This window comes from Bombella pollinis, from assembly GCF_026385485.1.
Classification (GTDB): domain Bacteria; phylum Pseudomonadota; class Alphaproteobacteria; order Acetobacterales; family Acetobacteraceae; genus Bombella; species Bombella pollinis.
Window position 1 is genome coordinate 199651 of record NZ_JANIDX010000004.1, and the last position, 22455, is coordinate 222105.

A 22455-nucleotide genomic window follows, 5' to 3' on the forward strand; every position below is an offset into this window, starting at 1 on the left:
TCAGGACGATCATGATTTTCTTGCCACAGCGGTCGATGGCTGCTTTTGCTCCTGCTGATGATGCAGGACAATCGCCAATATCTGAGTCCCCAGCTGGGGGTGATGTAGCAGAGGCCGCTAAATCGGAAGATGCTACTCCACCCTCTGTAGACGGAGGGGATAGTGCCGCTGCGGATAACGGGGCCAGTGTGTTGGAACGTATTTGCGCGCGGACTCGCCTTGATGTCGAACAACGGATGCAGGTGTTGCCCCTCAAGGAGATTGCTGCGAAGGCAAAAGAGGTCTCCATGCCGACCCGTGGTTTTGGGCAGGCTTTGCAGCATATTACGGCAGATAAGCGCGTTGGGTTGATTGCTGAGGTGAAGCGGGCGTCCCCCTCTGCAGGTATTTTGCGGCCCGATTATGACCCTGCTCAAATTGCTTTATCGTATCAGCGGGCAGGGGCAAGCTGTATTTCTGTTCTGACGGAAGGGTCATGCTTCCATGGGAGTGTGGAAGATTTAAAAGCCGTCCGTGAAGCCTGTAGCCTACCGATTTTGCGGAAGGACTTCATTTTAGAGCCGTGGCAGGTGCATGAGAGCCGTTTGATTGGGGCAGATTGCATCCTTTTGATTATGGCTATTTTGAAGGAAGAACAAACAGCCGAGCTTATCGCTCTCGCGCGAGGGCTGGATATGGATGTATTGTTGGAGGTCCATAATGAGGAGGAGCTTAATAAGGCTCTTGCTTATGATAGCTTCCTCATTGGTATTAATAACCGTAACTTGAAGACATTAAAGACGGACATCCAAACAACATTAGACCTTGCCCCGCAAGTGCCGCCTGATCGTCTCGTTGTCTCAGAGAGTGGGATTGCGACATCGGAGGATTTGGCAAAGGTTGGTGAAGCTGGATGTAGTGCTGTTCTCGTAGGTGAATCATTATTGCGGGAGGAAGACCCCGGCCTCGCAGCGCGCCGACTATTAGGTTTCTAAAGAGTACTGTGTTGGTATAAAATGCCGCGTTAATGTGTGAAATGCTGGTATTTGGGGAGGAGTGTTGTTACAACTCCGCTCCATTGTAAAATTGCAATCCTGGGAGAGTGTCATGGGTTCTATGACGGATGCGCCGAACCGCCAGAATGGCCCGGTGCTATCGAAGGAGGAAATGGAACGTGCTTATAGGGAGATGCTCCTTGTACGCCGTTTTGAGGAGAAAGCCGGTCAATTATACGGTATGGGGCTGATTGGCGGGTTCTGCCATCTCTATATTGGTCAAGAGGCCGTTGTCGCAGGGATTGGCCTTGCGATGAAGAAGGGTGATCGTTCCATTACCTCTTATCGCGATCATGGGCAGATGCTCGTTGCTGGGATGACAGCGCGCGGCGTGATGGCCGAGCTTACGGGTCGTTCTGGTGGGTATTCCCACGGGAAGGGCGGCTCTATGCATATGTTCTCTAAGGAGCAAGAGTTCTATGGGGGGCACGGCATCGTTGGCGCGCAAGTGGCGTTAGGGACAGGCCTTGCCCTTACCAGCGCGTATAAAAAGGACGGGGCTATCTCCATTGTGTATTTTGGGGAGGGTGCCTCCAACCAAGGGCAGGTTTATGAGAGTTTCAACCTTGCCGCTCTGCATAAATTGCCGTGCCTTTATGTGATTGAGAATAACCGTTACGGCATGGGGACATCGATCGAGCGTGCCTCTGCCTCTAAGGACCTCTCAAAGAATGCTACCCCGTGGGGGATTCCATCACGCAAAGTAGATGGGATGGATGTCGCTGCTGTTTATCAAGCGGCAAAAGAGGCCATGGAGCATTGTCGCTCTGGCAAAGGGCCTTTCTTGTTAGAGATGGAAACATATCGTTACCGTGGGCACTCCATGTCTGACCCGGCGAAATATCGCCAGCGTTCGGAGGTGGATGAGATGCGCCAAACGCGTGACCCGATTGAATCGTTAAAGGCGGAGATGATTAAACAGGGAATTGATGAATCGTTCTTCAAAACTGTGGATCACGACGTGAAGGCCGTTGTAAAGGACGCAGCCGAATTTGCCGAAACAAGCCCAGAGCCGGATGCTTCCGAGCTGTGGACTGATGTTCTGGTGGGAGAATAAGCCATGGCCTCTCCAATTCTTATGCCCGCTCTTTCCCCTACAATGGAGGAAGGGACTCTGGCCCGTTGGGTTAAAAAAGAGGGTGATGCTGTTCGCTCTGGCGAGGTTATCGCAGAGATCGAGACTGACAAAGCCACGATGGAGATGGAAGCTGCCGAGGATGGCGTGCTAGGCCGTATTCTCATCGATGAAGGTACAGAGCATGTGGCGGTAAACACGCCTATTGCCGTTCTGTTGGAAGAAGGCGAGGATGCCTCCGCAGCGGACGGGCTGGACCTTGGTTCAAAAGCCAAACCCACACCCAAGGTAGAGAAGATTGTCCCCAACGCGGCGGCATCTGCTCCGCAAGGCCCTGCTCAACGCTCTACTGCTGAGCTTGTCGAGCCTGAATGGGGTGAGACAGCAGACATTACAGTGCGCGAGGCTTTGCGTGATGCGATGGCTGCGGAGATGCGCCGTGATGAGGATGTCTTTTTGCTAGGTGAGGAAGTCGCCCAATATCAAGGGGCTTACAAGGTTAGTCAGGGCTTGTTAGATGAGTTCGGTGAGAAGCGTGTTATGGACATGCCCATTACCGAGCATGGCTTTACCGGTATGGCTGTCGGGGCGGCTCTCTCTGGTGTGAAGCCGATTGTTGAGTTCATGACGATGAACTTTTCCCTCCAAGCGGTGGACCACATTATCAACTCCGCAGCGAAAACGCGTTATATGTCCGGTGGACAAATGTCGTGCCCGATTGTTTTTCGTGGGCCGAATGGGGCAGCGGCGCGTGTAGGGGCGCAACATTCCCAATGTTTTGGCAGTTGGTACGCGCATATTCCCGGCCTTAAAGTTGTCGCGCCATGGTCTGCGGCGGATGCGAAGGGGCTGCTTCGTGCTGCTATTCGGGACCCGAACCCTGTCGTGGTGCTGGAGAATGAGATTCTCTATGGCAAGAAGTTCCCTTGCCCGGTGGATGAGGATTTTGTTCTGCCCATCGGTAAGGCTAAAATCGAGCGCGAAGGGAAGGATGTCACCTTGGTGGCGTTCTCCATCATGGTGGGTGTTGCGCTAGAGGCCGCAGAGCAGCTTGCTGCACAAGGCATTGAGGCTGAGGTGATTAACCTCCGTTCGCTCCGTCCGCTTGATACGGAAACGATCATCAAGAGCGTGAAGAAAACCAACCGGATTGTCTCGGTTGAGGAAGGCTGGCCTGTAGCGGGTATTGGATCCGAGATTTGCACCATCGCGGTGGAGCAAGCATTTGATTGGCTAGACGCCCCGCCAGCGCGTGTATGCGGGTTGGATATTCCTTTGCCTTATGCTGCGAATTTAGAGAAACTGGCCCTGCCTAAGCCTGAGTGGATTGTTGAGGCTGTGCGTAAGCAGTTGGGAGACTAAAACCAATGGCAACCAATATCTTAATGCCTGCTCTGTCTCCGACTATGACAGAAGGGACGCTGGCCCGGTGGGTGAAAAAGGAAGGCGATGCCGTTCAGTCCGGTGATGTTATTGCCGAGATTGAGACTGATAAAGCCACGATGGAAGTCGAAGCTGTGGATGAGGGGATTCTTGGTAAAATCCTCATCCCAGAGGGGACGGAGCATGTGGCAGTAAAGACGCCCATCGCCATCCTTGTGGAGGAGGGAGAAGCTGTCCCTGAGGCTCCTGAAACCGCACCTACTGCGGCGAAGGCTGAAGCCCCTGCACAAGCTGAAAAGCCCGAGCCAGTGGTGATTTCTTCTTTTGACCCGGCTCAACAAACATCAACGCAGAAAGCGGATAAAGGGGAGCGGATTTTCATCTCCCCCTTGGCCCGCCGTATTGCGAAAGAAAATGGTGTTGATATTGCCAGCCTCACCGGGACAGGGCCGAATGGCCGTATTCTGCGCCGCGATGTGGAGAAAGCAAAAGGGCAGACATCTAGCACCACTGCACCATCTGCTACAGCGGCCCCAGCAGCGGGCTCTGTTGAGCGAGTAAAACATTCCGGTATGCGGAAGGTTATCGCCCGCCGCTTGACGGAATCTAAAACACAAGTGCCGCATTTTTACGTCTCGGTGGATATTGAGCTTGATGCGCTCTTGGCCCTACGCAGTCGCCTTAATAAAGCTCTTGAAGCTGAAGGCTGCAAAATCTCTGTCAATGACATGATGATTAAGGCCGTGGCTTTGGCGTTGAAGCAACAGCCGGGCCTGAACGTCCAGTTCACCGAAACCGAGATGCTGCATTTTGAGGATGTGGATATTTCTATGGCGGTTTCCGTGCCGGATGGATTGCTGACACCGGTTGTCCGCCAAGCTGATCGCAAGAGCTTGAAGGAGATTAGTCAAGAGGCCCGCAGCCTTGCGACCCGTGCGCGGGAGGGCAAACTTTCCCCAGAGGATTACCAAGGCGGGACATTCTCTATCTCCAATATGGGGATGTTCGGGGTGAAAGATTTCGCTGCGATTATCAATCCACCGCAGGCGGCTATCTTGGCTGTGGCATCGGGTGAGAAACGCGCTGTGATACGCGATGGTGAGCTTGCTGTTGCAACGGTGATGACGGCTACTCTCTCGGTGGATCATCGTGCGGTCGATGGTGCCCTTGGTGCGCAATGGCTTAATAAATTGCGTGACCTTATTCAAAACCCTTATTCACTGGTGCTGTGATCATGTCTGACCTTTTTGATCTTATTGTGGTCGGCGGCGGTCCGGGTGGCTATGTGGCGGCTTTGCGGGCTAGTCAGCTTGGGATGAATGTCGCTTTGGTGGAAAGTACCCATATGGGGGGCGTCTGCCTTAATTGGGGGTGCATCCCTACCAAAGCTCTGTTGCGCTCTGCGGAGGTTTACCACAGCCTAGGGCACTTGAAGAAATATGGGCTTTCGGCCAGTAATCCTTCCTTCGACCTAGAGGCGATTGTAAAACGCTCTCGCTCAGTAGCGGAGGGAATGGGCAAAGGTGTGGCTCATCTCTTAAAGAAGGCGAAAGTTAAAACCTTTGATGGCCACGCTAAATTAGCAGGCCGTGAGGGTGAGGCGCATAAAGTCTCTATTACAAAAAATGGTAAAGAGACTGGCCAGATTCGTGCCCCGCATGTCATTTTGGCAACTGGTGCGCGGGGGCGGCAGCTACCGGGGTTGGAGACAGACGGAAAGCTCATTTGGGGGGCGCGTGAGGCGATGACGCCGGATAGTCTGCCAAAGCGTCTCTTGGTTATTGGCTCTGGGGCGATTGGGATTGAGTTTGCGTCCTTCTATCGGGATTTGGGCTGTGAGGTCACGATTGCCGAGGTCGCAGAGCGTATCCTCATGACCGAAGATGCCGAGATTAGCGCACAAGCGCATAAAGCGTTTGAGAAGCGGGGTATGACCATCCATACAGGGGCAAAGGTTGGCCCGCTGAAGAAGGGTGCTAATGAGGTCTCCACCACTATTGAGACAGCGAAAGGCAAGCTGGACCTTACGGTGGACCGTGTAATCTGCGCGGTCGGTATCGTGGGAAATGTGGAGGAGCTTGGCCTTGAAGGCACCAAGGTGAAGGTTGATCGCTCCCATATTCAAACAGATGAGTTTTGCCGCACGGCAGAGCCGGGCATTTATGCCATTGGTGATGTGGCGGCTCCACCGTGGCTTGCTCATAAAGCAAGCCATGAAGGGGTGATTTGCGTGGAGAAAATCAGCGGTCGCTCCCCAGAGCCGCTCCATATTCGCAACATCCCCGGTTGTATTTATGCACGCCCGCAGGTGGCTTCTGTGGGGCTTAGCGAGGAGAAGGCAAAAGCCGAAGGTTATAAGGTCCGCGTGGGGCGGTTCCCCTTCTTAGCGAATGGGAAAGCCGTTGCTATGGGTGAGCCTGACGGCATGACCAAAACGGTTTTTGATGCTGAAACGGGCGAATTGCTAGGGGCCCATATGATTGGGGCTGAGGTCACGGAGATGATTCAAGGCTATGTCATCGCCCGAACGGGTGAGTTGACTGATGCCGAGTTGATGGAGACGGTGTTCCCCCATCCAACCATCTCTGAGACAATGCATGAGGCTGTCCTCGCCGCTTATGAGGGTGCGCTGCATATTTAGGAATGGCTCAGCGCATCGTCATTAATCATCAAAAAGACCGGATGGCCGCTTTGCGTCATCCAGAGAAGGCGCACCGGCCCGATAACCCTATCCAGAAGAAACCTTCATGGATTCGGGTGCGGGCTCCGGGGAGCAATCCGGTCTATGATGAGACGCGCGGCCTCATGCGAAAACATGGCCTGACGACAGTATGTGAGGAGGCTGCATGCCCCAATATTGGGGAATGTTGGTCCCAACGCCATGCGACTATGATGATTATGGGGGAGATTTGCACGCGCGCTTGTGCGTTTTGCAATGTTACGACAGGTCTCCCGCATAAATTGGACCCAGACGAGCCGGCTCATGTCGCGGAAGCCGTAGCGAAGTTGGCGCTCAAGCATGTCGTTATTACATCGGTGGATCGTGATGATTTGCCCGATGGGGGGGCGCAACATTTTGCGGATGTCATCCAAGCGATTCGTGCCCTTGCACCAGAAACAACGATTGAGATTTTAACGCCGGATTTTCTGCGTAAACCGGGTGCGTTAGAGGTGGTTGTTGCTGCACGGCCGGATGTGTTTAACCATAATATTGAGACCGTCCCGCGTTTATACCCGGGGATTCGACCGGGGGCGCGTTATTATCAATCTATTCGCTTATTGGATGATGCTAAGCGGCTTGATCCATCTCTTTTTACGAAATCCGGCATGATGTTGGGTTTGGGGGAGGAGAAGATGGAAGTCGCGCAAGTGATGGATGATTTTCGTATTGCGGATGTCGATTTCCTAACATTAGGGCAATATTTGCAACCTACGGTTAAACATGCCGCGGTTAAAGATTTTATCACGCCAGAGCAATTCGCTGACTATGGGGCCATGGCGCGGGCGAAGGGGTTTTTGCAGGTTAGTGCATCCCCCCTCACGCGCTCCTCTTATCATGCGGATCGTGATTTTGCAGAGCTACGCGAAGCCCGTGCGCGCCGTTTAAAAGGGGAGAGCTAATGCCAACACATGCCGAGCAAAGGTTAATTCCTTACTCTAGCGAGCAGCTCTTTGACCTTGTGGCGGATATAGAGAGATATCCTGAGTTCCTCCCTTGGTGTGTGCGGGCTGCTGTGCGCTCTCGGTCGGAGAAGGAATTATTAGCTGATTTGACCATTGGCTTTGGCCCTTTCCGGGAGACTTATACAAGCCGTGTTCAGCTAGACCGCCCTCATCAGATTACAGTAGGGTATGAACGCGGGCCTTTTAAGCATCTCAAAAATATATGGCGTTTCACCCCTGAGGGAGAGCATTGCCGTGTTGATTTCTTTGTCGATTTTGAGTTCCGCTCCCTTTTGCTGCGCAATGCGATAGGAATGGTTTTTAATGAAGGCGTGCGCCTTATGGTGAAGGCCTTTATCACACGCGCTAGTAAGGTTTATGGCCCACCGCACACTATAGTATCGGGGGCTCATCTCTCATAAGGCTTCGCTTATAGGATAAATAATTTTATGTAATAATTCTTTTAGATAAGAATGATTGTCCTAAAGGCTTATCCATTCTAGGATAGCTCCCGTCATCACAAGAAAAGGATGATTGAGGAGGATTTTATGAAGAAACTATCTCTTTCCGCTATTGCTCTGCTCGGCCTGACGGCTGCTGCTGCTCCGGCTTTCGCTGCTGATGAGGCTGCTGCTCCGGCACCGGCTCACCATGCTCATCACGCTGGTCACCATCATCATGGCAAGAAATGCGGCATGAAGCATGGCCAGAAGAAGGATGAGGGCAAGGCTCCGCAAGCCACTGATGACCTGAACAGCACATCTCTGGATAAGGCACGGCCTGCTGCTCCTGCTGCTTCCGCACCAGAGGCTGCTCCGGCTCCTGCTGCTAACACAGGCGTTTCGGATGCGAACTCCAAGCACTAATAATGAGTGTTAAGCACACATTATAGTGGAAGAAGCGGCCCAATCGGGCCGCTTTTTTTATGGGTGTTATTGTGGGGCTAAAGCATAAAGAGACATATCGGCTTCAATATGTTCGATATACAGGCGCGTTTCTTTATAAGGGAGTAACAACACCCAACGGAGCAATATATCTTCATCACCAACGCTTGGGGTTATAGGGCTTTCCATCTCGTCTTGCCAGCGTTTGGCTCGTGTTGGGCCAGCATTATAGGCGGCTAATGTGTAAGGCAGTACATTATTAAAACGTGACAGCATATCTTCTAGGTAAAGACTGCCGATTGTGAGGTTAGTCTCCGGGTCTTGGAGGTCATGTGCCGAGGTTAGTTTATAAGAGAGATGATGTTGTCGGATAATCTGCTGGGCCGTGGGGAGGAGAAGTTGGGTTAGGCCAATGGCGTGACGCGGGCTTATGGCAGCTTCATCCATGCTGCTTTCTTGCCGGACCAAGGCCGGGAGTAAGCCATTAGGCAAAGCCGGGGAGGATGCGAGAGGGAGTGAGGGATAGCCACCGGGGTAAAAGGCTACCCCAAGCCGCGCAAGTTGCCGTGTCGCGAGGATGGCGATTTTTGGTAGTGGGAGGGATAAAGCAAGGCGGGCAATGGCGAGTTGTTCTGCTTTATCATCGGCTTCATGGACTTGAAGATACGCTAAAATCAGCATAGCGTTAAAAGCATCGCCTTCATGCCATAAGTCTATGCTTGCTTGTAGCAAATCCTCACGTGCGGGATTATGTCCCGCTGGGGTAGGAGGGAGCGTGCGGAGCTGCCTTTGTAAGGCTTCATAAAAATCCGCATTGCGGAGTGAGCTGGATAAAAAAGGCGCGTGCGTTATATGGGCTAAAGCAAGTTGGCCGTAAAAGGTGGTGGGATAATTGCTCGCCTTTTTATAAGTCTCTAATGCCGTATGTGGATGCAGGCTCTCCTCTGTACGGGCAAGCCAATAAAGCCCTTCAGCATGTTTATTAAGGTCATTTTCTTCGGCCAGAGCTTTAAAATAAGGATGCGCTTGGGGTGGATTATGTAAAAAGGTAAAGGCGATATAGCCCATAAGGGAGCGTGTTTCTGGTGTTTGTTGATGAGGCGGTATGGCTTGCATAATGGTAAAGCCAGTAGAGGCAGCCTCTACGCGCCCTGTACGCAGCAAGGCCCGAACGAAATTAGCCCGTTCAGTTTGCCAATCTGCTGGGCTTGGGGGAAGGAGAGGGCTGCTTGCCGTGCCGGGCTTCTTCGTAAGCCAAAGTGATGTGGCTTCATCAAGCCGATCATGAAGGCGTAAATATTTCAGGCGATAATAAAGAAGGGAAGGGTCAGAGCTGGCAGCATTGGCTTGATAAAGCGCATCAGCATCGGAAGTGGAAAAACGGTTTGTCAGACGGGCATAAAAGAGGGCGTGCCATAGCTCCGGGGTACGTTCTATTTGCTGTTTGGCGGTATTTATAGGCCCCGTATGCTCTAAGAGTTCGTAACGGGCGATTTCATCTTCAGGGGTAAGATATGGAGTAAATTGTCGCAGGAATAACGCCATTTGCTCCCCATCCATGGGCTGCTCCCGCCATAAACGCCGCGCCTGTTGGGCAAGGTTAGGGAGAAAAGGCGCGCAGGTAGCGAGGAGGTCCGCACGTTGAATAGGGCGCGAAGGGCAAAGAGTTTGTCGTACCGTTGGGTCTGGCTCTGCAAGAAGGGCGCGTTCATAACGGCTTTCGATTCGTTTTTGCAGGGGCCAATCTGGTTTTTGTGCTAGAAAAGCCGCATATCGTGTGGGAGGGTAGTTGGTACCGTCTGAGGCGATTAGAGCGCGCCATTCTTCAAAACGGGAGGGGGTTTGCCCCCATGCTGTTGTAACAATGCTGCCGAGATAAAGTAGGGTTAGCCCTCTTAAAAAAGGACCTGATTTACGAGAAAAGAGGAAGCGGAACATCGCGAATGCCATGAATCAAAAGATGGATGCTTAGAACAAGCATGATGACTAAGCCTACCCATTCTAACCGGCGCAAACGGAGCAACTGCGCGGGAGCCATCATAACGCCAATCGTGATTGCTAGAATAGATATTACAAGGCCGCTGATGAGAATGATGTGGTGATGAATGGAAACGCAAGCAACGGCTAAGATATTATCCAATCCCAAAGCGAGGTCAGCCATAATGATTTTGGGAATCGCCTCTATTAAGTTGGCTGAGTGAGAGCTTTCGGTTTCTGGATCAGGCGAGGTAAGGGTACGGAATAAGATCCAACTGGTCCATAAAAGGAGAATAGCGGCGATAATCTTCGTATAAGAGAAGACGAGCATATCGCTTAGGATGAGTGTTAGGCCAATTCGTAGAAATGCCGCCAAAGCGGAGCCGAAGATAAGAGCTGTACGGCGGTATGAGCGGAGGTGTTTTTGGGCTAAATTGGGGTGCGTTTGGCGTGCTATATCCAGCCGAGGCGGCCTGATATGCTCGACAATATTTTGCAGAATCACCACATTATAGCCACTCAATGCTAGATTCAGAATAATGGTGAGGCACACCATCATGATGAAATAGAGAGGAGACACCATGGTCATATGTTCACTTGAGCTCTAGGGTAGGCTGTTAATCTTCTATCTATAAACAAAAAATCTTTTTAATGTGAGAGTGGATGAGCGGTTAAGCCGTGCTGTGTGTGTTTTTCTGCCATGGTTTTTGTGAATTAAGGATTCATTGTTAGATAGCGGGTTTTCGGCTCTGGGCAAAAGGGGCAGTTTTAGGCTAATCAGGGGATAATTGCCCTTCTAGCAGGAGTTATAACATGGTCCCCCGCTATTCGCGCCCACAGATGACAGCCATTTGGTCCCCTATAAACCGGTATCGCATCTGGTTTGAGATTGAGGCCTTGGCGTGTGAGGCTTTGGCGCGCCGGGGGGAGATTCCGGCAGAGGCAGCTAAAGTTATTCGCACAAAAGGCGATGCCGCGATGGCCGCTTTTAGTGAGGCTGATGTAGCGCGGATTGATGAGATTGAGGCAGAAACACGCCATGATGTGATTGCCTTCCTCACATGGTTGGCGGAGAAGGTTGGGCCGGAGAGCCGTTTTGTCCATATGGGGATGACATCTTCGGATGTGTTGGACACATGTTTGGCGGTGCAACTAACACAAGCAGCGGATATTTTGTTGGAGGATATGGATATTCTCCTTGCCGCCCTGAAGAAGCGCGCTTTTGAGCATAAACACACCGTTACGATTGGTCGTAGCCACGGTATCCATGCCGAGCCGATGAGCTTTGGGCAAAAATTGGCGGGCCATTATGCTGAGTTCGCCCGTAATCGTCGCCGTCTCGAAGTTGCGCGGGAGGAGATTGCCGTATGTGCTATCTCTGGTGCGGTAGGCACATATGCGCATATCGACCCAGAGGTGGAAGAATATGTCGCCTCTCATCTGGGGCTAAAGGCTGAGTTTGTATCCACACAGGTGATTCCACGGGACCGCCACGCCGCTTTTTTCTGCGCTTTGGGTGTGATTGCTAGCGGGATTGAGCGGCTTGCTACAGAGGTACGTCATCTTCAACGCTCCGAAGTGCGAGAAGCGGAGGAGTTCTTCCATGCTGGGCAGAAAGGCAGCTCTGCCATGCCGCATAAGCGTAACCCTGTTTTGTCCGAGAATCTCACGGGCCTAGCACGGTTGGTGCGCTCTTACGTCATCCCAGCACTGGAGGATGTGGCTCTGTGGCATGAGCGCGACATTAGCCATTCTTCTGTAGAGCGGAATATCTGCCCCGATGGGACGATTGTGTTGGATTTCGCCCTTGCGCGCCTCTCTGGCATGATGGAAAAATTGGTCGTCTATCCAGAACAAATGCTGGCTAATGTTGAGAGTTTGGGCGGGGTTGTTCATTCTGGTGAAGTCCTGTTGGTACTGGCGCGTGCTGGTATCTCGCGTGAGGATGCGTATCGGATTGTTCAACGTGCTGCTATGGCGACTTGGACAAAATTAGGCACATCGGAGGGTCGTACCTTCCGTGAAAACCTAGAGGCAGACCCAGAAGTTGCAAAACATGTTGAGCCTGCTGTGTTGGATGATGCGCTAGACCCGGCGCGCCATTTGCGTGCGGTGGACCATATTTTTAAGCGCGTATTTGGTTAAAGGGACCTTATGAGGCAGAGCCACAATTTGTGGCTTAGGCTCGTATAAGGGTATCTCTTGTGATATAGGGGCCGAAAAGGCTTTGATAGGCCCACTAGTTAAGGATGAAATGGCATGGCTCGCCGGCGTCAGATTTATGAAGGAAAAGCCAAGATTATCTTTGAAGGGCCTGAGCCGGGAACGGTGGTTCAGTATTTCAAAGATGATGCAACGGCAGGTAATGGGGCAAAGAGTGGCGTCATTACCGGTAAAGGCGTCCTGAATAATCGCATTAGCGAATATTTGATGCTGCGTCTTGGTGAGATGGGTATTCCTACGCATTTCATCCGTAGCTTAAATATGCGGGAGCAGCTTGTGCGGGAGGTTGAGATTATCCCGTTGGAAGTTGTGGTACGTAATGTAGTGGCTGGTTCGCTTTCCAAGCGGTTTGGCTTGCCGGAGGGGGAGCGTCTGCCTCGCACTTTGGTGGAATATTATTATAAGAATGATGCGCTGAATGACCCTCTCATCTCGGAGGAGCATATTGTTACCTTTGGGTGGGCTCATCCGCAGGAGCTGGAGGAGATTCAAAGTTTAGCGTTGCGGGTGAATGATTTTCTCTGCGGATTGTTTACCGGGGTTGGCATTACGCTGGTGGATTTTAAGCTGGAGTTTGGGCGTCTTTGGCAAGATGACGAGATGCGCATTGTACTGGCTGATGAGATTTCGCCAGATAATTGTCGTCTTTGGGATAGCCAAACACAGGAAAAAATGGATAAAGACCGTTTCCGCCGGGATATGGGCGGTGTTGGTGAAGCTTATCAAGAGGTGGCACGCCGCCTTGGCATCTTGCCAGAAAATGGGCAAGTCGAGACTGTATCTACGGAGGGTATGCGGTGAAAGTCAGAGTTTTTGTATATCTGAAAAATGGCGTGTTAGACCCACAGGGTAAAGCGGTTGAGCATGCTCTGCATTCTCTCGGTTTTGAGGAAGCCTCCGATGTGCGCATTAGCCGTGTGGTTGATTTGCACGTTAAGGCTAATGATGCCGCTGCGGCAAAAGAGCAAGGCGAGAAAATGGCGCGTGCTTTGTTAGCTAATGAGGTTATTGAGGATTTTCATGTGGAGGTAAGTGCGTGAGAGCTATCCGTAACATAGGGTTTGCATTGGCCCTTGGCCTTGCCTCTTTGTGTGTGGGGCATGCCGCTCATGCTCAGCGTGTCTCTACCGTATCGGGGGAGGAGCTAGCGCGGAGCTGTGATAAGCAGTCTCGTTTTGCTGCGTGTAGTGCCTATCTTGCGGGCATTACGGATGGGGCTTCTTGGTCTCAAAGCTTTGGGCTTTTGCTTGGCTCTGCGCCGTCTCCTGCGTTTTGTATCCCGGCGCAAGTTAAGGGGGTGCAGATTCGGTCTCTCGTTGTAGGGTGGCTTGCTGGTCATAGCACAGCTCTGGGGCAGCCAGCAGGGCGGGGTGTTTTCCAAGCCTTGCATGATAACTATACATGCCCCTCTGGCGTAGCGAGTTTATATGCGGAGCGGCGGGCGCAAGCACAGCGTATTTCATCTCTGCCGGGTAAGGGGTTGGTGGCTCTGTGCAGTCATAATGCTGGCTTGCCAGCCTGTAATGGCTATCTCGCAGGGACAATGGATAGTGAGATTTGGTCACGCAATTTCTCCACTATTGAGGGAGCGCATAACCCGATGGCATTTTGTGTCCCTAAAGAGATGAGAATGTCTCAGCTGCGCGCCTTGATTGTCGGTTGGTATGCTGGTCATGAAGATGCGTTGAACGAGCCAGCAGGACGCGGTGTTTATCGGGCATTGCATGATAACTACCCTTGCTATGCGGGTACGCCGTCAGGGGATAACAGATGAAAATAGGCATTGTCGTTTTCCCCGGCACGAATCGCGAGCGGGATATGGCACAAGCATTTCAGGTGGCTTCTGGTAAAGCTCCTCAAATGTTGTGGCATCAGCAGGATAATGTTGATGGGTTCGATTTAATTATCCTGCCGGGCGGCTTTAGCTTTGGCGATTATCTGCGTAGTGGGGCTATGGCAGCACATTCACCTATTATGCGGGCTGTTCGTCAGTTTGCAGAGAAAGGGGGATATGTTCTGGGGGTCTGTAATGGCTTCCAGCTCCTTACGGAGGCGCAGATGCTCCCCGGGGCGTTATTGCGTAATGCGGGCATGCGCTTTTTGTCGCAGGATTGTCACCTTAAGGTAGAAGGGCGCGATAGCATCTTTACCGCTGGTTGGGAGCGTGGGGCCGTATTTCGCGCGCCTTTAGCCCATGGGGATGGGAATTATACTGCCGCCCCAGAGGTCTTGGACCAGTTGGAGGGTGAGGGGCGTGTGGCGTTCCGTTATTGTGATGCGGCAGGTCAGGTGAAGCACCATGATGCACATGTTAATATGAATGGCAGTGCCCGATCGATCGCGGGTGTGTTGAGTGAGAATCGCCGTGTTTGTGGGCTTATGCCTCACCCTGAAAATCTAACAGAAGACATATTGGGCGGCACAGATGGTTTGCCCCTCTTTAATGGGATTTTGGAGGGATTAGGCTAATGGTAACCGCTGTTGTTAATCTCGAATTAGCGCGTTCTTTTGGCCTTAAAGATGATGAGTATGAGAAGGTACTCACCATTATGGGGCGCACGCCGAGTCTGACAGAGCTTGGTATTTTCTCGGTGATGTGGTCGGAGCATTGTTCCTATAAATCATCGCGTCTGCATCTGAAGACTTTGCCTACAAAGGCCCCCTGGGTGATTCATGGCCCCGGTGAAAATGCTGGGGTGATTGATATTGGGGATGGCTTGGCCGCTGTTTTTAAGATGGAGAGCCATAACCACCCCTCTTTCATCGAGCCATATCAAGGGGCAGCGACAGGTGTTGGGGGCATCCTGCGTGATGTTTTCACAATGGGTGCGCGCCCTATTGCGAATTTAAATGCCCTACGCTTTGGCGACCCGTCTCATAAAGATACAAAACGCGTTGTTGATGGTGTTGTGCGCGGTATTGGCGGTTATGGTAACTGCATGGGAGTACCAACCGTTGGGGGCGAGGTAAACTTCCATCATTCCTATAATTGCAACCCGCTTGTTAATGCCATGACCGTTGGCTTAGCACGGCAGGATCGTATCTTCCTTTCTGCTGCGGCGGGAGTGGGGAATCCGGTTGTTTATGTAGGGTCTAAAACAGGACGTGATGGCATCCATGGGGCGACGATGTCCTCCGCGGAGTTCGATTCCGAATCGAGCTCAAAAAGGCCGACTGTTCAAGTTGGGGACCCGTTCACAGAGAAATTATTGCTCGAAGCTTGTTTAGAACTCATGGCAACGGATGCTGTGATTTCCATTCAGGATATGGGTGCCGCAGGGCTGACATCATCTGCTGTGGAGATGGCTAGCAAAGGTGGTGTCGGGATTGACCTAGATCTAGACCATGTGCCGCAGCGCGAAACCCATATGCAGGCTTACGAGATGATGCTCTCTGAAAGTCAGGAACGCATGCTCATGGTGCTGCGTCCCGACCGGACAGAAGTGGCCCGTAAGATTTTTGAGAAATGGGAGTTGGATTTTGCAATTGTCGGCACGCTGACAGATAGCGGACGTATTACGGTACGTCATAAAGGTACTGTAGAAGCCGATATTCCCTTGGGCCCATTGGCTGATGAAGCTCCAATTTACGATCGCCCGACAGTTCCGTATGAGCGTCAACCTGCCCTTACCCCTCCAGCGGCTCCTTGTGGGGTAGAGGCTGCTTTAGTCCGTTTGCTTTCCAGCGGGAATGGGGCCTCGCGCGCTTGGATTTGGAATCAATATGATAGCGGCGTGGGTGGCCAGACAGTAAAACGCCCCGGTGGGGCTGATGCTGCGATTGTACGGGTCGAGGGTACGAATCGTGGCCTCGCAATGACAACCGATTGTACCCCGCGTTACGGGCAGGCGGACCCTTATATTGGCGGTGCGCAAGCTGTTGTAGAGGTCTGGCGGAATATAACCGCGACAGGCGCGCGGCCTTTGGCGATGACGGATAATCTAAACTTCGCTAGCCCAGAAAATCCACGCATCATGGCGCAGTTTGTCGAGGCTGTAAAAGGCATTGGCGATGCTGGGCGCGCGTTGGACTTCCCTGTCGTTAGTGGGAATGTCTCTCTTTATAACGAGACGCGTGGTGATGATGGGAGCGTTACAGCCATCCAACCTGCCCCTGTGATTGGTGGCGTTGGTGTGCTGGAGGATGTACATAAAGCCGTTGGTCTTGCCTTCCCTGACGCAGGGGAGATTCTCCTCATTGGGGAGACGATTGGCACACTCGGGCAGTCTTTATGGTTGAAGGAAATCCTCAACCGTGAGGAGGGCGCACCTCCTGCGATTAATTTTGAAGCTGAGCGGCGGAATGGTGATTTCGTGCGTGGATTGATTCAAGATGAGCTGGTCACGGCCTGTCACGATGTTTCAGATGGTGGGCTTTTGCTCGCTGTGGCTGAGATGGCTATAGCAGGTGGGATCGGTTGCAGCCTTGCGGATGCTCCTGCGGATATGCCTGCTCATGCTTATTGGTTTGGGGAAGACCAAGCGCGTTATGTTGTGGTGACGCAGCAGGCCGATTCTGTGATAAAGGCAGCGCAGGGAAAAGGTGTTCCCGTGCAGCGTCTGGGCCATGTAGGCGGTGATACGCTGAAAATTGGCACAGAGGGGGCTCTTACGGTTGGGAAGATGCAGGCACTGCATGCGTCCTTCTTCCCCCGTTTTATGGGGCAGGAAGATGCACCGCTTGTGCATCTGGATGAACAGCTATCCTGAAGAATGTGGCTATAGAGGGAGAGTAAGCATGATGACGGTAAATGAGATTGAAAAAGCCCTTCGTGCGGCTTTCCCTAATGCGGAAATTGTGGTTGAAGACCTTGCAGGCGATGGTAATCATTTCGCCTGTGAAGTTGTGAGTGACGTATTCCGTGGGTTACCACGGGTGAAACAGCATAAGCTGGTTTATGACGCTTTCGGGGACCGTGTGGGGACGGAGCTACATGCTTTGGCCGTTAAGACGCGGGCTCCTGAGTGAGTGGAAAGGACAGATAAGATGAATGATGCTGTTTTTCAGACAATTCAGGCATTAGTTGATAAAAACCCCGTTATGCTTTTCATGAAGGGGGATAAGCAGTTTCCGCAATGTGGTTTCTCTGCGCGTGTTGTGCAGATTCTGAGCCATATTGGCGTTGAGTTTGAGACGGAAAATGTTTTGGAAAATCCTGCAATCCGTCAGGGAATCAAAGATTTTTCGCAATGGCCGACCATCCCTCAGCTTTATGTAAAAGGTGAGTTTATCGGTGGGTGCGATATTGTGACCGATATGTATCAGAGTGGTGAGTTGGAATCACTGCTTGTGGAGAAAGGGTTGCTTAAAAACGCTGAGTGATAAGCGTGAGAGAGGATGAGAGTCTCTAAAGAATTGTTTAAGGAGAGGCAATTTTTATTGCTTTCTTTTTCTTAACATGATTAGAGTTTTCATTATTTGTGAGAGATGCGTTATCCCCTCTAGGTGGGTGGGGTGTGAGAAGGGGCGATAGATGAAAATATCCCGTACAAAGGGGGCTATTTTTGGCCTTCTGGGCTTAGCTGGTGTAACGATGGCTCCAGCTCATGCTGAGCGTGTTTTAACAGAGCATGAAGCGGGTAAATTAACATTTGATGCCCTCATTGCGCCTCCTTCAGCATTCCAGCATGTTGCTCGTCATTCATGGCGGGGGCATGTTTTGGGGAGCCGCGTTGCAGCCACCCATCGTCATCATGCTGTAGCAGTGCGGAATGTGTCCTATTATAGTCATACTGCTGCAAGGCACGGGCGGGTAACTCATCGTCACCGTGGGTGATGCTTCTCTTGCCTTTCATCTACTATCAAAAGCTTCATCATGTGCGTGATGAGGCTTTTTTTGATGCTTTAAGTAAGTCGTAACGCATCTCGGATGTGGTCAATCTCACCAGCTATATCAATGATGATGACATCAAAGCGCGTATTTTCCCGTTGCCACTCTGGATGGGTCTCAATTACGAGTTGAAACGCCCGCAATAACCTCTGGCTTTGACGTGTGGACACGGCGTAACGGGCTTCGCCTAGGGTTGTACGTTGTTTGACTTCAATGGCGAGTAAGTAATCATCATCGGCTGCAAGCAGGTCAATCTCACCATAAGCTGTGCGATAGCGGCGGGCTAAGATTGTAAAGCCTTGGTGATGGATATAGTCTTCAGCTAATTTTTCCGCCTCAAGGCCTGCCTTATGGGCAAGGCTCCCCCGTCTCCTACGGAGAGGAGAGGGGGAAAAGCGTGGCTTAACGACCACGCAGCAGACGCGCCGCTTCAACAGCAAGATAGGTCAGGATGCCATGGCAGCCAGCCCGGCGGAACGCGATGAGGCTTTCCAGAATGGTTTTCTCGCGTTCTAGCCAGCCATTCTCAATAGCGGCCATAATCATGGAATATTCGCCAGAGACTTGATAGGCAAATGTCGGCACGGAGAATGTGTCACGTACCCGGCGGATGATATCAAGATAGGGCATCCCGGGTTTGACCATTACCATATCCGCCCCTTCGGCTAAATCCATAGCGACTTCCCGGAGGGCTTCATCGCTATTAGCGGGGTCCATCTGATAGCTCTTTTTATCACCATTCAGCAGAGCGTTGGAGCCCAGAGCATCTCGGAAGGGGCCATAAAAGGCAGAGGCATATTTGGCCGCATAGGCCATGATACGCGTTGTGTGAAAGTCATGTTCATCTAAAATGCTGCGGATGGCTTTAACGCGGCCATCCATCATGTCGGATGGGGCAATAATATCAATGCCAGCCTTTGCTTGGTTCAAGGCCTGATGGCGCAGAACATCTACCGATTCATCATTGAGGATGTGACCATCCTTAATTAAGCCATCATGACCGTGGGATGTGTAGGGGTCCAAAGCCACGTCCCCTACTAAAGCCAGGTGAGGGTAAGCCGTCTTTAAGACGCGCGCGGCTCGGCACATCAGATTATCAGGGTTAAGGGCTTCCTCACCAGTTTCGCTACGTTTTTCCAACGGGGTAACGGGGAAGAGGGCGACAGCGGGGATGCCAAGCTCCACAGCGGGACGCACATGCTCCACTAATAGGTCTAAACTGACCCGTTCCACCCCTGGCATGGCCTTTACTTTTTGGCGTTGTTGCTCGCCTTCACAGATGAAAATGGGCCAGATGAGATTATCAACATGCAGATGTGTCTCGCTTACCAAGCGGCGTGTGGCATCGTCAAAACGATTACGACGCAAACGTGTATGGGGGAAAGAGCTTCTTACCATAATATGTTTGTACCTTTATCTTCCTAATGGTGTGAATGACGAATATGGCTACGATGCAATCCGTAGCAAAGATAGACGCCCATACCAATTAGCAACCATACGACAAGCCTGATCCATGTCATGAGGTCCATAGCGAGCATAACGGCACCGCAGGAGATAATCCCTAAAATGGGAATGAGGAACGGCCCGCCGGGGGTGCGAAAACGCCGCACAGCGTCAGGCTGGCGGATGCGTAGAATCATCACGCCCAGGCAAACGATGATGAACGCCAATAACGTGCCGATGGAGGTCATCTTCCCGAGAATATCAATAGGAAGGCACGCGGCGAGAAGGCTTGCCACAATAGCGGTGATGATGTGAGAGCTCCACGGTGTACGGCTACGCTCATTAAGTTTTGAGAAGAGAGGGGGGAGGAGGCCATCTTTTGCCATGGAGAGGCAAATACGGCTCTGCCCCATGAGCAAACCATAAATAACGGAGATATATCCAAAGGCAATACCCAGTGTAATGATACTAGAGAACCATGACATATGAAGACTATCAAGGACGGTCGATACAGGGTTCGGGTCATGCAGCATGGCGCGGTAATCAACAACGCCGACAATAACAAATGAGAATATCATATAAATGATAGCAGAGATGATAAGGCTACCAAGAATACTTAACGGAATATTGCGTTGCGGGTTTTTACTATCCTGCGCTGCGGTAGAGACGATGTCAAACCCAATATAGGCAAAGAAGATAAGCCCCGCTGCGCGCATAACCCCACTAACACCAAAATTGCCGAATTGCCCGGTATTGGGGGGAATGAAAGGATGGAGGTGAGTGCCTCTAATATAAGGCAAGCATACGGCTGTAACACTGCCAATGATAACGAGTTTGAGAATAACAATAGAGAGGTTAATTTTGCTCGAGATTTGTGTCCCGTACATGAGCAACGCTGTCACGGCCCAGATGATGAAGACGGCTGGTGCATTAAACCAAGCATGTACAAAATGACCATCGGGCGTCATAACAGCCGCCCCCGTTGGGGCGAGGAAGCGAGGGTCCAGATGGATGCCTAGCCCGTGGAGGAGAGCGGCAAAATAGCCCGACCAGCTGGCGGCAACGGTGGAGGCGTTAACGGTATATTCGAGGATTAAATCCCAGCCGATAATCCAGGCAATGCCTTCGCCCATGCCCGTATAAGCGTAAGTATAGGCGGAGCCTCCTTCTGGAATCATTCCAGCGAGTTCCGCATAGCAAAGGCCAGCGAAGGCGCAGGCGATGGCCGCGATGAGGAAGGAGAGCGTGACAGCGGGGCCAGCATATTGCCCCGCCGCAACACCTGTCATCGAGAACAGACCGGCCCCTACAGTCACACCCACACCAAGGGCAATTAACTGCCATAAGCCTAAGACACGGCGTAACCCTGTTTTGGTGGTAAGGGTTTGGGCGATTGGTTTGGTGCGCCAGAAGGGCCTGTTCATGAGGCTTGCTCCACGTTGTTACGGTCAGTCAGGACGAGAGGACGTAGGGTGATGCTTCGTCCTTAGGTGGCTATGTTTTATGCTATAGGCGAAATAAATCACGGCACCAATGGCTAACCAGATAATAAGCCGCATCCATGTGACAAGACTCATGGAGAGCATGACACTACCACATGAGAGGATGCCGAGGCCGGGGATAAGCCATGGCCCACCCGGCAAGCGGAAGGTACGCGGGGCGTGGGGTGCCCTAAAGCGCAGCGCAATAACGCCCGCGCATACGATGATGAAGGCCGCTAACGTACCGATAGAGGCCATATCGGCAAGGATATTGATGGGTAAGCAGCAAGCGAGTGCCCCGCTAACGAGGAAGCTCAGCATATGGCTGGGTACAGGGGTATGGCTCTTGGGGTTAAGACGGCGGAAGAAGGCGGGTAATAAACCATCTTGTGCCATAGCGAGGAGGATACGGCTCTGGCCCATTAACAACCCATAAAGGACAGATAAGTAACCGAGACAAATCCCTCCCTTAATGAGCAAACCCAACCAAGGAAGGTTGATGACATCCATAACCGTGGCAACGGGACTAGGGTCGTTTGCAAAGCGGTGATAATCCACCACACCAACCAACACAGCCGAGAAAGCCACATAGATAATCGTGCAAATAATCAAGCTGCCCAAAATCGCAAAGGGCATGGATTTTTGTGGGTTTTTGGTATCTTGCGCGGCGGTCGAGACGATGTCGAAGCCGATATAAGCGAGGAAGGCCATCCCTGCGGCACGCATAACGCCGCTAAAGCCAAAAATGCCAAACTGGCCTGTATTAGGGGCAATAAAGGGATGAAAATGCGCCATATTGATGTGAGGCAGCGCGGCAATAATCATCCCAACAAGCACACAGAACTTGATAGCCACGACAAGGCCGTTCATCCGTGCTGATTCTTTCACTCCACGGGTGAGCATAAAGGTAACGAGCCAGAGGATGAACAAACAAGGGGCGTTAAACCATGCATGCGCTGTTTGCCCATCGGGGAGGGTAACAAGCGTCATGGGCGGGTGGAGAAGGCGAGGATCTATGACGATTCCCCAGCCCTTGAGGAAGGAGACAATATAGCCCGACCAGCTAGAGGCAACAGCCGCTGTGCTGACGGTATATTCCAAGATTAAATCCCAGCCGATAACCCATGCCACAACCTCCCCCAAGGCGGCATAAGCGTAGGAGTAGGCGGAGCCACCAGAAGGGATCATGCCAGAGAGTTCGGCATAACATAAACCTGCAAAACTGGCGGCAATACCAGCGATGAGGAAGGAGAGCGGTATAGCCGAGCCAGCATAAAGGCCGGAGGCTACGCCTGTAAGAGAGAAAAGCCCCGCACCAATAGTGACGCCTACCCCGATGGCAATAAGCTGCCATGTATCAAAAACCCGCTTTAGGCCGCTAGGCTCAACAGGGGCGGTAATGGTCTTTTTACGCCATAGGGATGACTTCATGATGGGGATACTTTCATCGTCTCTTTAGTGC

General features: G+C 52.0%; 23 protein-coding genes. 17 read left to right on the plus strand and 6 right to left on the minus strand.

Annotation, left to right across the window (positions count from 1 at the left end):
• Positions 1–11: 11 nt before the first annotated feature.
• The 8 genes from trpC (at position 12) to NQF89_RS05540 (ending at position 8021) form a co-directional block, all read left to right on the plus strand.
• Entirely contained in the window at positions 12–974 is a 963-nt protein-coding gene (gene trpC, locus NQF89_RS05505; RefSeq protein ID WP_196424590.1) for an indole-3-glycerol phosphate synthase TrpC, read from the plus strand.
• A gap of 112 nt (positions 975–1086) precedes the next feature.
• Positions 1087–2091: a pyruvate dehydrogenase (acetyl-transferring) E1 component subunit alpha gene (gene pdhA / locus NQF89_RS05510; RefSeq protein ID WP_099025980.1), complete on the plus strand. Its 1005-nt coding sequence runs from the start codon at positions 1087–1089 to the stop codon at positions 2089–2091.
• 3 nt (positions 2092–2094) lie between these two features.
• Positions 2095–3471: a pyruvate dehydrogenase complex E1 component subunit beta gene (locus tag NQF89_RS05515; protein ID WP_099025979.1), complete on the plus strand. Its 1377-nt coding sequence runs from the start codon at positions 2095–2097 to the stop codon at positions 3469–3471.
• Between the two features lie 5 nt (positions 3472–3476).
• Positions 3477–4724 (plus strand): pyruvate dehydrogenase complex dihydrolipoamide acetyltransferase, encoded by a 1248-nt coding sequence (locus tag NQF89_RS05520; protein WP_266137707.1) that lies wholly within the window; start codon positions 3477–3479, stop codon positions 4722–4724.
• A 2-nt stretch (positions 4725–4726) separates the two neighbouring features.
• Entirely contained in the window at positions 4727–6133 is a 1407-nt protein-coding gene (lpdA, locus tag NQF89_RS05525; RefSeq protein WP_155573066.1) for a dihydrolipoyl dehydrogenase, read from the plus strand.
• A gap of 2 nt (positions 6134–6135) precedes the next feature.
• Complete coding sequence (lipA, locus tag NQF89_RS05530) at positions 6136–7113, plus strand: lipoyl synthase (RefSeq protein WP_266137708.1); 978 nt, start codon at positions 6136–6138, stop codon at positions 7111–7113.
• Entirely contained in the window at positions 7113–7577 is a 465-nt protein-coding gene (locus NQF89_RS05535; protein ID WP_155573068.1) for a type II toxin-antitoxin system RatA family toxin, read from the plus strand. Before lipA ends, NQF89_RS05535 begins: the two co-directional genes overlap by 1 nt.
• A gap of 126 nt (positions 7578–7703) precedes the next feature.
• Positions 7704–8021, plus strand: coding sequence for a hypothetical protein (locus NQF89_RS05540; protein ID WP_155573069.1), 318 nt, complete (start codon positions 7704–7706; stop codon positions 8019–8021).
• A 66-nt stretch (positions 8022–8087) separates the two neighbouring features.
• Here the strand turns inward: NQF89_RS05540 and NQF89_RS05545 are convergent, their stop codons facing one another.
• Both NQF89_RS05545 and NQF89_RS05550 read right to left on the minus strand, forming a co-directional pair.
• Positions 8088–9989 carry a lytic transglycosylase domain-containing protein gene (locus NQF89_RS05545; protein ID WP_266137709.1) on the minus strand — a complete coding sequence of 634 codons (1902 nt, stop codon included), beginning with the start codon at positions 9987–9989 and terminating at the stop codon, positions 8088–8090.
• The gene (locus NQF89_RS05550; RefSeq protein ID WP_266137710.1) at positions 9952–10599 is read right to left on the minus strand and encodes a TerC family protein; all 648 of its coding nucleotides are present in this window, start codon (positions 10597–10599) and stop codon (positions 9952–9954) included. Before NQF89_RS05550 ends, NQF89_RS05545 begins: the two co-directional genes overlap by 38 nt.
• A gap of 230 nt (positions 10600–10829) precedes the next feature.
• Between NQF89_RS05550 and purB the strand changes: the two genes are divergently transcribed.
• The 9 genes from purB to NQF89_RS05595 all read left to right on the plus strand — a co-directional run bounded on the left by purB (position 10830) and on the right by NQF89_RS05595 (position 18015).
• Positions 10830–12161 (plus strand): adenylosuccinate lyase, encoded by a 1332-nt coding sequence (purB, locus tag NQF89_RS05555; protein WP_266137711.1) that lies wholly within the window; start codon positions 10830–10832, stop codon positions 12159–12161.
• Between the two features lie 114 nt (positions 12162–12275).
• Complete coding sequence (gene purC, locus NQF89_RS05560) at positions 12276–13040, plus strand: phosphoribosylaminoimidazolesuccinocarboxamide synthase (protein WP_155573073.1); 765 nt, start codon at positions 12276–12278, stop codon at positions 13038–13040.
• On the plus strand, positions 13037–13279 hold the full coding sequence (purS, locus tag NQF89_RS05565; RefSeq protein WP_266137712.1) for a phosphoribosylformylglycinamidine synthase subunit PurS: 243 nt from the start codon (positions 13037–13039) through the stop codon (positions 13277–13279). The genes purC and purS overlap by 4 nt, the downstream gene beginning before the upstream one ends.
• On the plus strand, positions 13276–14013 hold the full coding sequence (locus NQF89_RS05570; RefSeq protein ID WP_155573074.1) for a Rap1a/Tai family immunity protein: 738 nt from the start codon (positions 13276–13278) through the stop codon (positions 14011–14013). Before purS ends, NQF89_RS05570 begins: the two co-directional genes overlap by 4 nt.
• Positions 14010–14708, plus strand: a complete 699-nt coding sequence (purQ, locus tag NQF89_RS05575; protein ID WP_266137713.1) for a phosphoribosylformylglycinamidine synthase subunit PurQ — start codon at positions 14010–14012, stop codon at positions 14706–14708. The genes NQF89_RS05570 and purQ overlap by 4 nt, the downstream gene beginning before the upstream one ends.
• Positions 14708–16948 (plus strand): phosphoribosylformylglycinamidine synthase subunit PurL, encoded by a 2241-nt coding sequence (gene purL / locus NQF89_RS05580; RefSeq protein ID WP_266137714.1) that lies wholly within the window; start codon positions 14708–14710, stop codon positions 16946–16948. Before purQ ends, purL begins: the two co-directional genes overlap by 1 nt.
• Before the next feature lie 31 nt (positions 16949–16979).
• Positions 16980–17207 carry a BolA family protein gene (locus tag NQF89_RS05585; protein ID WP_266137732.1) on the plus strand — a complete coding sequence of 76 codons (228 nt, stop codon included), beginning with the start codon at positions 16980–16982 and terminating at the stop codon, positions 17205–17207.
• A gap of 18 nt (positions 17208–17225) precedes the next feature.
• Positions 17226–17561 (plus strand): Grx4 family monothiol glutaredoxin, encoded by a 336-nt coding sequence (gene grxD, locus NQF89_RS05590; protein ID WP_155573077.1) that lies wholly within the window; start codon positions 17226–17228, stop codon positions 17559–17561.
• A 151-nt stretch (positions 17562–17712) separates the two neighbouring features.
• A complete protein-coding gene (locus NQF89_RS05595; RefSeq protein ID WP_155573078.1) occupies positions 17713–18015 on the plus strand; it encodes a hypothetical protein in 303 nt (100 codons plus the stop codon).
• Between the two features lie 68 nt (positions 18016–18083).
• Here the strand turns inward: NQF89_RS05595 and NQF89_RS05600 are convergent, their stop codons facing one another.
• The 4 genes from NQF89_RS05600 to NQF89_RS05615 are packed head-to-tail and all read right to left on the minus strand — an operon-like array spanning position 18084 to position 22424.
• The gene (locus tag NQF89_RS05600; RefSeq protein WP_266137715.1) at positions 18084–18482 is read right to left on the minus strand and encodes a YraN family protein; all 399 of its coding nucleotides are present in this window, start codon (positions 18480–18482) and stop codon (positions 18084–18086) included.
• Positions 18472–19467, minus strand: coding sequence for a porphobilinogen synthase (hemB, locus tag NQF89_RS05605; RefSeq protein WP_266137716.1), 996 nt, complete (start codon positions 19465–19467; stop codon positions 18472–18474). Before hemB ends, NQF89_RS05600 begins: the two co-directional genes overlap by 11 nt.
• A 23-nt stretch (positions 19468–19490) precedes the next feature.
• Entirely contained in the window at positions 19491–20936 is a 1446-nt protein-coding gene (locus tag NQF89_RS05610; protein ID WP_155579252.1) for an amino acid permease, read from the minus strand.
• A gap of 24 nt (positions 20937–20960) precedes the next feature.
• Entirely contained in the window at positions 20961–22424 is a 1464-nt protein-coding gene (locus NQF89_RS05615; protein WP_155579253.1) for an APC family permease, read from the minus strand.
• Between the last annotated feature and the right edge of the window lie 31 nt (positions 22425–22455).

Coding starts and splice junctions, on each gene's coding strand:
- trpC (WP_196424590.1), top strand. CDS start 12: ATGATTTTCTTGCCACAGCGGTCGATGGCTGCTTTTGCTCCTGCTGAT.
- pdhA (WP_099025980.1), top strand. CDS start 1,087: ATGGGTTCTATGACGGATGCGCCGAACCGCCAGAATGGCCCGGTGCTA.
- NQF89_RS05515 (WP_099025979.1), top strand. CDS start 2,095: ATGGCCTCTCCAATTCTTATGCCCGCTCTTTCCCCTACAATGGAGGAA.
- NQF89_RS05520 (WP_266137707.1), top strand. CDS start 3,477: ATGGCAACCAATATCTTAATGCCTGCTCTGTCTCCGACTATGACAGAA.
- lpdA (WP_155573066.1), top strand. CDS start 4,727: ATGTCTGACCTTTTTGATCTTATTGTGGTCGGCGGCGGTCCGGGTGGC.
- lipA (WP_266137708.1), top strand. CDS start 6,136: ATGGCTCAGCGCATCGTCATTAATCATCAAAAAGACCGGATGGCCGCT.
- NQF89_RS05535 (WP_155573068.1), top strand. CDS start 7,113: ATGCCAACACATGCCGAGCAAAGGTTAATTCCTTACTCTAGCGAGCAG.
- NQF89_RS05540 (WP_155573069.1), top strand. CDS start 7,704: ATGAAGAAACTATCTCTTTCCGCTATTGCTCTGCTCGGCCTGACGGCT.
- NQF89_RS05545 (WP_266137709.1), bottom strand. CDS start 9,989: ATGGCATTCGCGATGTTCCGCTTCCTCTTTTCTCGTAAATCAGGTCCT.
- NQF89_RS05550 (WP_266137710.1), bottom strand. CDS start 10,599: ATGGTGTCTCCTCTCTATTTCATCATGATGGTGTGCCTCACCATTATT.
- purB (WP_266137711.1), top strand. CDS start 10,830: ATGGTCCCCCGCTATTCGCGCCCACAGATGACAGCCATTTGGTCCCCT.
- purC (WP_155573073.1), top strand. CDS start 12,276: ATGGCTCGCCGGCGTCAGATTTATGAAGGAAAAGCCAAGATTATCTTT.
- purQ (WP_266137713.1), top strand. CDS start 14,010: ATGAAAATAGGCATTGTCGTTTTCCCCGGCACGAATCGCGAGCGGGAT.
- purL (WP_266137714.1), top strand. CDS start 14,708: ATGGTAACCGCTGTTGTTAATCTCGAATTAGCGCGTTCTTTTGGCCTT.
- NQF89_RS05585 (WP_266137732.1), top strand. CDS start 16,980: ATGACGGTAAATGAGATTGAAAAAGCCCTTCGTGCGGCTTTCCCTAAT.
- grxD (WP_155573077.1), top strand. CDS start 17,226: ATGAATGATGCTGTTTTTCAGACAATTCAGGCATTAGTTGATAAAAAC.
- NQF89_RS05595 (WP_155573078.1), top strand. CDS start 17,713: ATGAAAATATCCCGTACAAAGGGGGCTATTTTTGGCCTTCTGGGCTTA.
- hemB (WP_266137716.1), bottom strand. CDS start 19,467: ATGGTAAGAAGCTCTTTCCCCCATACACGTTTGCGTCGTAATCGTTTT.
- NQF89_RS05610 (WP_155579252.1), bottom strand. CDS start 20,936: ATGAACAGGCCCTTCTGGCGCACCAAACCAATCGCCCAAACCCTTACC.
- NQF89_RS05615 (WP_155579253.1), bottom strand. CDS start 22,424: ATGAAGTCATCCCTATGGCGTAAAAAGACCATTACCGCCCCTGTTGAG.